Raw genomic sequence first — 9,757 nt, forward strand, 5'->3', positions numbered from 1 at the left:
GGGCGGCCCCCCCCCCGCCCCCCCCCCCCCCCCCCCCCGCGGGGGGGCGGCGGCCCCGGGGGGGGGGGGGGGGGGGGGCCCCCCACCGGTCAGGAACGCTTCGGCTCGTAGTGCAGCGCGGTGATCCCGCAGTCGAACGGCCGGACGGAGACGAGGCCGAGCCGGTGGTGGGAGCCGGTGTCGGGGAAGACGGGCATCCCGGCGCCGAGCGCGGCCGGGTTGACGAACAGGTGGAGTTCGTCGAGCAGGTCCCGGGCGATCAGGTCCCGCACGAGGGTGCCGCCCCCGTAGGTGATGATGTCCCCGCCCGGCCGCGCCTTCAGCCGCTCGATCGTCTCGGTGAGGTCGCCGCCGGCGACCTCGGCGTTCTCCCAGGGCGACTCGGCCAGGGAGTCGGAGATCACGGTCTTGGGCGTGCCGTTCATCCAGGCGATGGACTCCTCGGTCTCGCCCTCGGGACCGGCCGCCCATGTGGGGATGAATCCCTCGGCGAGGCGGCGGCCCAGCACGATGTGGTCGACCGACTTGGTGAGCGCGTTGATGTGGGGGCCGACATCGTCGGTCCAGGGGAACGTCATCCAGTCCATCTCACCGTTCGGTCCGGCCATGTAGCCGTCGACGCTGACCTGGACCTGGAGCTTGAACCTGCGCATGACTGCTTCCCTTCGGATTCACTCGGATTGATTCCGTGTCAGGGAAGAGGCTAGAGGCTGCCACTGACAACGCCCCCGAAGACGACTCACGGACAGGCCGCGGGGACTACATGCGGTCGATCGCGCCGAGGTCGATGTCGACGCCGAACGGCTCGGAGAGCGTCAGCCGCCCCTCGTGGACGCCGGTGAGGGCGTACGCCCCCGCCCCCGGATCGAGCCGGTGGGCGTGGACCACCGGACGGCGTCCCGTGCCCTCCTCCACCAGCCAGAAATACGGGATGCCCGCCCGCGCGTAGAGCTGGGGTTTGCGTTCGCGGTCGCGGATCGCGGAGTCGGGGGCGACGGTCTCGACGGCCAGCACGACGTCCCGGGCGTCGTAGCGGTTGGCCTCCAGCCCCTGTACGGCCCCGGCGCGGATCACGCACACGTCCGGCTCGGGCGCCTGCCCGGGACCGAGTGCCACCACCATCTCCCGCCGCACCCGCAGATGCGCCGGACAGGTGCGGCGCAGGCCCTCCACCAGCAGGGAGTTGGTCAGCGAGTGGTACGAGCTCTGCTGGGCGGGGAAGACCAGGGCGCCGTCGACGAGCTGGGTGTGGGACGGGAGGTCGGTCAGGCGGAAGAGGTCGTCGACGGTGAAGCCCCGGTGCGGGGGGCGCAGCCACTCGGGGAACGGCTCGTCGTCGACATCGTTTGCGTTCGCTACATCATCCATGTCGCCATGGTGATCACCCCTCCGGTACGACTTGCCGCAAACCCCCGCCCCGCCGCTCGAAGGGGTGAGTGGTAACACTGGAGTTGACGGGCAGGTCGGTGCGCCGACACCAGGAAACCGAATCACGGTGTGATATGCGCCACCCCGGTCGGCCGATTACCTCTCCCCACCCCTCCAGTCATACGAGCGGCATCACGGAGACACGGATGCTTCATGACCAGGACCGGGTGACCGGCCGGTCCGCGGCCGGCCGGTCTACAGCCGGTCGATCGCGGTGAGATCGATGTCGATGTCGAAGGGGACGGCGAGCTTCAGCCGGTCGTGGTGGATGCCGGTGGGCACGTAGCAGCGCGTCGCGGGCTCCAGCTCGAAGACGTAGACGACCGGGCGGCGCCCCGTCCCCTTCTCGATCCGCCAGAAGTGCGGGATGCCCGCCTCCGCGTAGAGCTGCGGCTTGCGCTTGCGGTCCCGCTCCTCCGAGTCCGGCGAGACGACTTCGGCGGCGAGTACGACGTCCCCGGCCCGGAAGCCGGTCTCCTCGGCCTCCTCGGTGACGCCTTCCGCCCTCAGCACCGAGAGGTCCGGTTCGACGCGGTTGCGCCTGCCCAGTACGACGGCCATCTCCCGGCACACCCGCAGCTCGCCGGGAACGGTCTCGTGGAGTCCTCTCTCCAGCAGGAACATCGCCAGCGAGTGGAAGTACTTCTGCGGGCTCACGAAGACCAGGCTCCCGTCGATCAGCTCCGTGTGGGGCGGGAGGTCCGGAATGCGGTCGAGATCGTCCGCCGTGTAGCCGTCCGGCGGCGGCACGGGCCACGAGGAGGTGGGCAGCGGCTCGGCGGTCATGGTTCCTCCCATGGGCGGGATTCTCGGCCTCACCCCAGCGTATCGACCCGAAAACGCCCGCGCCGCCGCTCGAAGGAGTGAGCGGCGGCGCGGACGTTGACACACGGAGAAGTCGGGAGCCGCCTCACATGTGGTCGATCGCGGTGAGGTCGATGTCGATGTCGAAGGGGACGGCGAGCTTCAGCCGGTCGTGGTGGATGCCGGTGACCACATAGCTCCGGGTCACGGCGTCCAGTTCATAGACGTAGACGACGGGGTCGTCGTTCTCTCCGGTCATCTCCACCCGCCAGAAGTGCGGGATGCCGGCGCGGGCGTACTTGTGGGGCTTGGTGTCGCGGTCCCTCTCCTCGGACTCGGGCGAGACGACCTCGACCGCGAGCACCACGTCCTCCGCCTCGAAGCGCGCCTGCCGGCGGCTCCGCACGGCCTCGGCCCGGAGCACGCAGAGGTCCGGTTCGGGCGCGGTGCGGTCGGTGAGCACCACGGCCATCTCGCGGCGCACCCGGTAGCGCTCGGGAACGGTCGTCCGCAGGCCGTGCTCCAGCAGGTACAGCGTCAGCGAATGGAAGTTCCGCTGCGGGCTCACGAAGACCAGGCTCCCGTCGATCAGTTCGGTGTGCGGCGGGAGGTCGGGCAGGCTGAAGAAGTCGTCCACGGTGTAGCCGTCCTGCGGCGGCATCGGCCACCGGCCGGTGGACGCGCTGGGCAGCGGCTCGGCGGTCATGGTTCCTCCCATGGGCGGGATTCTCGGCCTCACCCCAGCGTATCGACCCGAAAACGCCCGCGCCGCCGCTCGAAGGAGTGAGCGGCGGCGCGGACGTTGACGCGCGGAGACGTTCAGGAGGACGCGGGGCGCGTCACTCCCACTCGATGGTCCCCGGCGGCTTGCTGGTGACGTCCAGCACCACGCGGTTGACCTCGGCGACCTCGTTGGTGATGCGGGTGGAGACGCGGGCCAGCGTCTCGTACGGCAGACGCGTCCAGTCGGCCGTCATCGCGTCCTCCGAGGAGACCGGGCGCAGCACGACCGGGTGGCCGTAGGTGCGGCCGTCGCCCTGGACGCCGACGGAGCGGACGTCGGCGAGCAGCACCACCGGGCACTGCCAGATGTCGCGGTCCAGCCCGGCCGCCGTCAGCTCCTCGCGGGCGATGGCGTCGGCCTCGCGCAGCAGGTCCAGACGCTCCTTCGTCACCTCGCCGACGATGCGGATGCCCAGGCCGGGGCCGGGGAACGGCTGGCGGTGGACGATCTCCTCGGGCAGGCCCAGCTCCTGGCCGACCATCCGGACCTCGTCCTTGAACAGCTTGCGCAGCGGCTCCACCAGCTTGAACTGGAGGTCCTCGGGCAGTCCGCCGACGTTGTGGTGGGACTTGATGTTGGCGGTGCCGGTGCCGCCGCCGGACTCCACCACGTCCGGGTAGAGGGTGCCCTGCACCAGGAACTCCACGGCCTCCTCGCCGGAGCCGGCCTCGGCGACGATCTCGCTCGCGGCCTGCTCGAAGACGCGGATGAACTCCCGGCCGATGATCTTGCGCTTCTCCTCCGGGTCGGAGACGCCGGCCAGCGCGTCCAGGAAGCGCTTCTCGGCGTCCACGACCTTGAGCTGGACTCCGGTGGCGGCCACGAAGTCCTTCTCGACCTGCTCGGACTCGCCCTTGCGCATCAGCCCGTGGTCCACGTAGACGCAGGTCAGACGCTCACCGATGGCCTTGTTGACCAGGGCGGCGGCCACCGCGGAGTCCACGCCGCCGGACAGGCCGCAGATGGCTCGCCTGGTGCCGACCCGGGCGCGGATGGCCGCGACCTGCTCCTCGACGACGTTCGCGGCCGTCCAGGTCGGCTTCAGGCCCGCGCCCCGGTAGAGGAAGTGTTCCAGCACCTGCTGGCCGTGCGTGGAGTGCATCACCTCGGGGTGGTACTGCACGCCGTAGAGCCTGCGCTCGTCGTCCTCGAAGGCCGCCACGGGGACGCCGTCGGTGGCGGCGGTGACGGTGAAACCCTCGGGCGCGGCCGAGCAGGCGTCGCCGTGCGACATCCACACCGACTGCTCGGCGGGTGTGCCCTCGAAGAGGGTGGAGCCGGGACGGGTGACGGTCAGGGCCGTGCCGCCGTACTCGCGGCGGCCGGTGTTGTCGACGGTGCCGCCCAGCGTCTGGGCCATCAGCTGGAAGCCGTAGCACATGCCGAAGACGGGCACCCCGGCCTCGAACAGCGCGCGGTCGATGCCGGGCGCCTCCTCGGCGTACACGGACGAGGGGCCGCCGGAGAGGATGATCGCCTTCGGGTTCCTGGCGAGCATCTCCGCCACCGGTGTGGTGGAGGGGACGACCTCGCTGTAGACCCGGGCCTCGCGTACGCGGCGGGCGATGAGCTGGGCGTACTGCGCGCCGAAGTCGACGACGAGGACGGTGTCCGGGGCGTCGGGCGCGGCCGTGGACTCGGCGGGCGCGGTGGGCTCGGTGGGCTCTGATGCCACGGGGCTGGCTGCCTTTCGGCGTGGATCTGGGCTGGGAAAGCCCAGTCTACCGGCGGTGCGCACCCGACCGGCCGTCTCACCATCCGGCCCCGCGCCCGCCCCGGCCCGCCTCCGGGTGCATACTGGGCGCATGTTCGCGCGGATCTTCTGGTTTACCCATGGCACCGGCCCGGCCGGCCGCCATGGGATCCCGCACGCCGTGTGAACGACTGACGAGCGACTTCCCCAGGCGCCCCGGGCCGGTCAAGGCCCGGGGCGCCTGCCGTGTCCCCGGGGCACGACCGGCGCCGGGCGCGACGACCCCAGGAGGGACGTACGGCCATGGCCACCACCACCCCTGCCACCACCGCCGCCGAGGCGGGAACCGGAACCGACGAGCGGATCGCGCGGGACCGCGAGCGGATCGACGAACTGGACCGCCGGCTCATCGCCCTGGTGCGAGAGCGCATGGAGGTCTCCGCCCGCGTCCAGCGGGCCCGGATCGGCTCGGGCGGGCGCCGGGTGAACCTCTCGCGCGAGATGGAGGTCCTCACCCGCTACCGCGAGCGGCTGGGCCGGCCGGGCACCTCCCTGGCCATGACCCTGCTGGAGCTGTGCCGCGGGCGCGTCTGAGCCGGCCGGGCCCGTACACGCCGACGCCCCGTCCCCGCTCCGCGTCCCGCCGGGAGACGACCACCCGTACGGCGCATTACCGCCGCGGGGCACGGTCGTTGGACCTGGCGACCCCAGAGCCGGCCGGGCGCCCGGAGGCGTGGGGAGCGCATCGGAGCGATGAGACGCCCTCCTCCCTCGGGAGGTGAGGACCGGGCGTCGTGGGACCTCGCTCCGGTGCAGTGGCCGGACGGCAGGGGACAGCGGTCCGGCCACGACCCAGCGGTCGGTCCCCGGGACGCCGGGGGCCGGCCGCTCCGCGGTTCCGCCTTCACCGCTTCACCGCGTCCACCTGCACAGACGTGCCGGGACGAACGAGCGGCCGGAAAGGTTGCGCGGCTTTCCGTCACGGATGCGCCACACGGGCGACACGCCTGCACATGACATACACCACACCGAAACCCGGGTGAGCGTGGGCAACCGCCCGCTTCCGCCCCCTGTGCCGCACCGGTCCGGACGCGGCGCCGGTCGCGGCGCCCGCCGCGTACGCCGACGGCCACGGGACCACCTCCGTGGAGGACCCGGAGAACACGGAGTCCCCCGCCCCGGAGCCCGGCGAGTCCAAGCCCGAGCCGCAGACCGGTGGTGCGAAGCCGGTCACCCCGGACAAGGTCACCAGGGTCGGCACCGCCGGCCGACTCGCCGAGACCGGTTCGTCCTCCGCGCTGCCGATGTCCGGTCCCGCGGGTGCCGCGGCCGTGGCGCTGGGCGCCGGCGCGATGTACGTCGTGCGCCGCCGGGACGGCGCCGGGGCGGACACCTCCGCCGCCGCGTGACGGCGTGAACGTGCGGGTGCGCCACAGGCGTGTGTGAGGGGGGAGCGTCCGGGCCGCTCCCCCCTCACACACGTACCGCTCAGGCCTCGGTGGCCTCCGCCGCCTCGGCCCCCGCCGTCCCGGCCTCCGGCGACGTCCGCCCCGGCGGGACGGCCGGGACGGGCAGCACCGGCAGCCTCAGCGCCGCGAACGCCTCCTCGGGCACCGCCGGGGCCCGGGGCGGCACCGGCGGCACGCGTACGTAGCCTGCGCCCTGCGCGGGGCGGGGGTCGGCCTCGCCCTTGTTGGGCCACAGGGACATCGCCCGCTCGGCCTGGGCGGTGATGGTCAGCGACGGGTTGACGCCGAGGTTGGCGGAGACGGCCGCGCCGTCCACCACCGAGATCCCGGGGTGCCCGTAGAGCCGGTGGTAGGGGTCGATGACGCCCTCGCCGGGCGAGGCGCCGATCGGGCAGCCGCCCAGGAAGTGCGCGGTCAGCGGGGTGCCCATCAGCTCGCCGATGTTCGCCGCCGGGAAGCCGCCTATCTCCTCGGCGACGAGCCGCGCGGCCTCGGCGCCCTCGGGGATGTGGTCCGGGTTGGGTGCGCCGTGGCCCTGCCTCGCCGTCAGCAGCCCCTTGCCCGGGCCCTTGGTCCTGCGGTAGGTGGTCAGGGAGTTGTCCAGGGACTGCATCACCAGGCCGATGATCGTCCGCTCCGACCAGCGGTAGTTGGACAGCGTCCGCACGGTCCGCGCGGGATGGCGCAGGCAGTGCGCCAGGAAGGCCGGCGGCCTCGGCGCGCGGCCGTAGGGCACCTGGGGGACGGAGAGGGCGCCCATGGCGTTGGAGCCCTTGCCGTAGCGCACCGGTTCGATGTGGGTGTTGTCGTCGGGGTGGATGGAGGAGGTGATGGCCACTCCCCGGGTGAAGTCCGGCCCCGCGTCCGGCCCGTGCTTCCTCCGGTAGCGGCGCGGGGTGGTCAGGGCGCCGACCAGGGCCTCGGAGTTGGTGCGGGTCAGCTCGCCCAGCTTCGGGGAGATGTGCGGCAGGACGCCCTGGTCGCGCATCCGGTGCAGCAGTGTCTGGGTGCCGTAGGTGCCGGCGGCGATCACCACCTTCCGCGCGCGCAGCACCGTGCGCCTTCCCCGGCGCTTCCCGGTGCGCACCGCGGTCACCCGGAAGCCTCCGGCGCCGTCCTCGGCGACCTCGGTGACGGTGGTCATCGGGTGGACGACCGCGCCCGCCTTCTCGGCGAGGTACAGGTAGTTCTCGTTGAGGGTGTTCTTGGCCCCGTGGCGGCAGCCGGTCATGCACTCGCCGCACTCGGTGCACGCCCGGCGGGCCGGGCCCGCGCCGCCGAAGTAGGGGTCGGGCGCCTCCGCCCCCGGAGCGGCCCTGACCTCGCCCCCCGCGTCCTCTCCGTCGCCGAAGAAGACGCCCACCGGAGCCAGGTGGAAGGTGTCGCCCACTCCCATCCTCCCGGCCGCGGCCCTCAGATGGACGTCCGAGGGCGTCACCGTGGGGTTCAGCCGCACGCCCAGCATCCGCCTGGCCTGGTCGTAGTAGGGCTTCAGCTCCTCCTGCCAGTCGGTGATGTGCCCCCACTGCCGGTCGGCGAAGAAGGCCGGCGGCGGTACGTAGAGGGTGTTGGCGTAGTTCAGCGAACCGCCGCCCACTCCGGCGCCGGCCAGGATCATCACCTTGTCCATCAGATGGATGCGCTGGATGCCGTACAGGCCCAGCGCCGGGGCCCACAGGTAGTTCCTCAGGTCCCAGGAGTTCTTCGGCAGCGTCTCGCGGGTGAAGCGGCGCCCCGCCTCCAGCACCCCGACCCGGTAGCCCTTCTCCGTCAGCCGCAGCGCGGACACCGAACCGCCGAAGCCGGAACCGACCACGATCACGTCGTAGTCGTGCGGCTGCGGCCGGCCGGACGGCTGCCGCGCTGCTTCGTCCTGCGTTGGGGACACGGGGACCTCCGGTGGTGCGTATCGGCTCCGGGGAAGGAGGCGGAAGGTGGTGGGGCGGGGGTGAGGGCGGGGTTCCGGACGGGGGCGTCAGCGGAGGCGGAGCGCCTTCATCACGCGCAGGGAGGAATTCATGAAGGCCGCGTACCTCGCGTCGTCCATGCCGAGCGACGGGGCCATGGGCAGCAGCCGCTGGGTGGCGACGGTCTGCGCCTCGGTGTACTTGAGGATGCCCTCCGAGCCGTGCCGGCGGCCCACCCCGGACTCGCCCATGCCGCCCATCGGCGACTGGACGCTGCCGTACGCGGCGGCGTAGCCCTCGTTGACGTTGACCGTGCCGGTGCGCAGCCGGGCGGCGATCTCGCGGCCCCGGCGGGCATCCCTCGTCCAGACGCTGGAGTTGAGGCCGTAGGGGGTGGCGTTGGCCAGCGCGACCGCCTCGTCCTCGTCGGTGAAGCGGTAGACGGAGACGACGGGGCCGAAGGTCTCCTCGCCGCAGACGGCCATGGAGGCGGTGACGCCCTCCAGGACGGTCGGCTCGTAGAACAGCGGACCGACGTCGGGGCGCGCCCTGCCGCCGGCCAGGACCTTCGCGCCCTTGGCGACGGCGTCCTCCACATGCCGCACCACGTTCTCCAGCTGCCGCCGCGAGACGAGCGACCCCATGTCGGCGCCGTAGGCCAGCGCCGAGCCCAGGCGCAGCGCTCTGGTGCGGGCGGTGAACCGCTCCAGGAAGGCGTCGGCGACCGAGGCGTGGACGTAGAGCCGCTCGATGGAGATGCACAGCTGCCCGGCCGAGGAGAAGGCGGCGCGCACCGCGCCCTCGGCCGCGCGGTCGACGTCGGCGTCCTCCAGCACCAGCATGGCGTTCTTGCCGCCCAGCTCCAGCGAGGTCCCCACCAGGCGGAACGCGGCCCGCTGGGCGACCTCGCGGCCGGTGCGGGTGGAGCCGGTGAAGGAGACGTAGTCGGCGTGGTCGACGACGGCCGGGCCGACGACCGGCCCCTCGCCGATCACGATCTGCCAGACCTCGGCCGGCAGCCCCGCCTCGATCAGCAGGTCACGTGCCCACAGGGCGGTCAGCGCGGTCTCGGTGTCGGGCTTCATGACGACGGCGTTGCCCGCGGCGAAGGCGGGCAGCGCGTCGCCGACCGACAGCTCCAGCGGGTAGTTCCACGGGGCGATCTGCCCGACCACGCCCTTGGGATGGCGCAGCTCCCGCACCCGGGTGAGCACCGGGATGGCGCCGGTGTGGTTCCGGGGGCGCAGGTACGCCGCGGCCCTGCGGCCGTAGTGGCGGGCGGCGACGGCGACCGCCTGCACCTCCTCGTGGGCGTGCAGCCGCGCCTTGCCGGTCTCCAGCTGGACCAGGTCCAGCACCTCCGGCTGACGGGCGAGCAGCAGGTCGTGGAAGCGCAGCAGGACGGCCGCGCGTTCGCGCACCGGCCGCGCCGCCCATGTCCGCTGCGCCCTGCGGGCCCGGGCGTAGGCCTCGGCGACGTCCGCGGGAGTGGACTCGGGCAGGTCGGCCAGCTTCTCGCCGGTGGAGGGGGTGTGGCACGCGGTGCGGCCACTGCCCGCCAGGCCTCGGGTCAGCCGGGCGACCAGCTCACCGGTCACCACGCCGGCGGCGGTACGGGCTCCGGCGGGCGCGGCGGCGACCGGGTTGCCGGCCGTCGCGGGGGCTTCGGGGG

At 72.9% G+C, this 9,757-nt stretch carries 9 protein-coding genes; 2 read left to right on the plus strand and 7 right to left on the minus strand.

The features are described 5' to 3' along the window. Nucleotides 1-89: 89 nt before the first annotated feature. The 5 genes from AC2CJA_RS19440 to guaA form a co-directional block, all read right to left on the minus strand. The gene (locus tag AC2CJA_RS19440; RefSeq protein ID WP_484603974.1) at nucleotides 90-653 is read right to left on the minus strand and encodes a dihydrofolate reductase family protein; all 564 of its coding nucleotides are present in this window, start codon (nucleotides 651-653) and stop codon (nucleotides 90-92) included. Between the two features lie 106 nt (nucleotides 654-759). Then, complete coding sequence (locus tag AC2CJA_RS19445; RefSeq protein WP_484603975.1) at nucleotides 760-1,368, minus strand: Uma2 family endonuclease; 609 nt, start codon at nucleotides 1,366-1,368, stop codon at nucleotides 760-762. A gap of 255 nt (nucleotides 1,369-1,623) precedes the next feature. Further along, a complete protein-coding gene (locus tag AC2CJA_RS19450) occupies nucleotides 1,624-2,214 on the minus strand; it encodes a Uma2 family endonuclease (protein WP_484603981.1) in 591 nt (196 codons plus the stop codon). A 124-nt stretch (nucleotides 2,215-2,338) separates the two neighbouring features. After that, nucleotides 2,339-2,950, minus strand: a complete 612-nt coding sequence (locus AC2CJA_RS19455; protein WP_241716673.1) for a Uma2 family endonuclease — start codon at nucleotides 2,948-2,950, stop codon at nucleotides 2,339-2,341. A 121-nt stretch (nucleotides 2,951-3,071) separates the two neighbouring features. Beyond that, a complete protein-coding gene (gene guaA, locus AC2CJA_RS19460; protein ID WP_484603976.1) occupies nucleotides 3,072-4,691 on the minus strand; it encodes a glutamine-hydrolyzing GMP synthase in 1,620 nt (539 codons plus the stop codon). A 321-nt stretch (nucleotides 4,692-5,012) separates the two neighbouring features. On the opposite strand from guaA, the gene AC2CJA_RS19465 reads away from it, so the two are divergent. Beyond that, the gene (locus AC2CJA_RS19465; protein WP_484603977.1) at nucleotides 5,013-5,303 is read left to right on the plus strand and encodes a chorismate mutase; all 291 of its coding nucleotides are present in this window, start codon (nucleotides 5,013-5,015) and stop codon (nucleotides 5,301-5,303) included. A gap of 551 nt (nucleotides 5,304-5,854) precedes the next feature. Beyond that, complete coding sequence (locus tag AC2CJA_RS19470; protein WP_484603978.1) at nucleotides 5,855-6,118, plus strand: LAETG motif-containing sortase-dependent surface protein; 264 nt, start codon at nucleotides 5,855-5,857, stop codon at nucleotides 6,116-6,118. A gap of 79 nt (nucleotides 6,119-6,197) precedes the next feature. On the opposite strand, the gene AC2CJA_RS19475 is transcribed toward AC2CJA_RS19470, so the two are convergent. Together AC2CJA_RS19475 and AC2CJA_RS19480 are read right to left on the minus strand one after the other, a co-directional pair. After that, nucleotides 6,198-8,066, minus strand: a complete 1,869-nt coding sequence (locus tag AC2CJA_RS19475) for a GMC family oxidoreductase N-terminal domain-containing protein (protein WP_484603979.1) — start codon at nucleotides 8,064-8,066, stop codon at nucleotides 6,198-6,200. A gap of 87 nt (nucleotides 8,067-8,153) precedes the next feature. Next, nucleotides 8,154-9,757: succinic semialdehyde dehydrogenase (locus AC2CJA_RS19480; RefSeq protein ID WP_484603980.1), on the minus strand; the 1,604-nt coding region annotated here is incomplete at its 5' end.

The sequence above is a fragment of the Streptomyces sp. ATLC9 genome, from assembly GCF_057196705.1.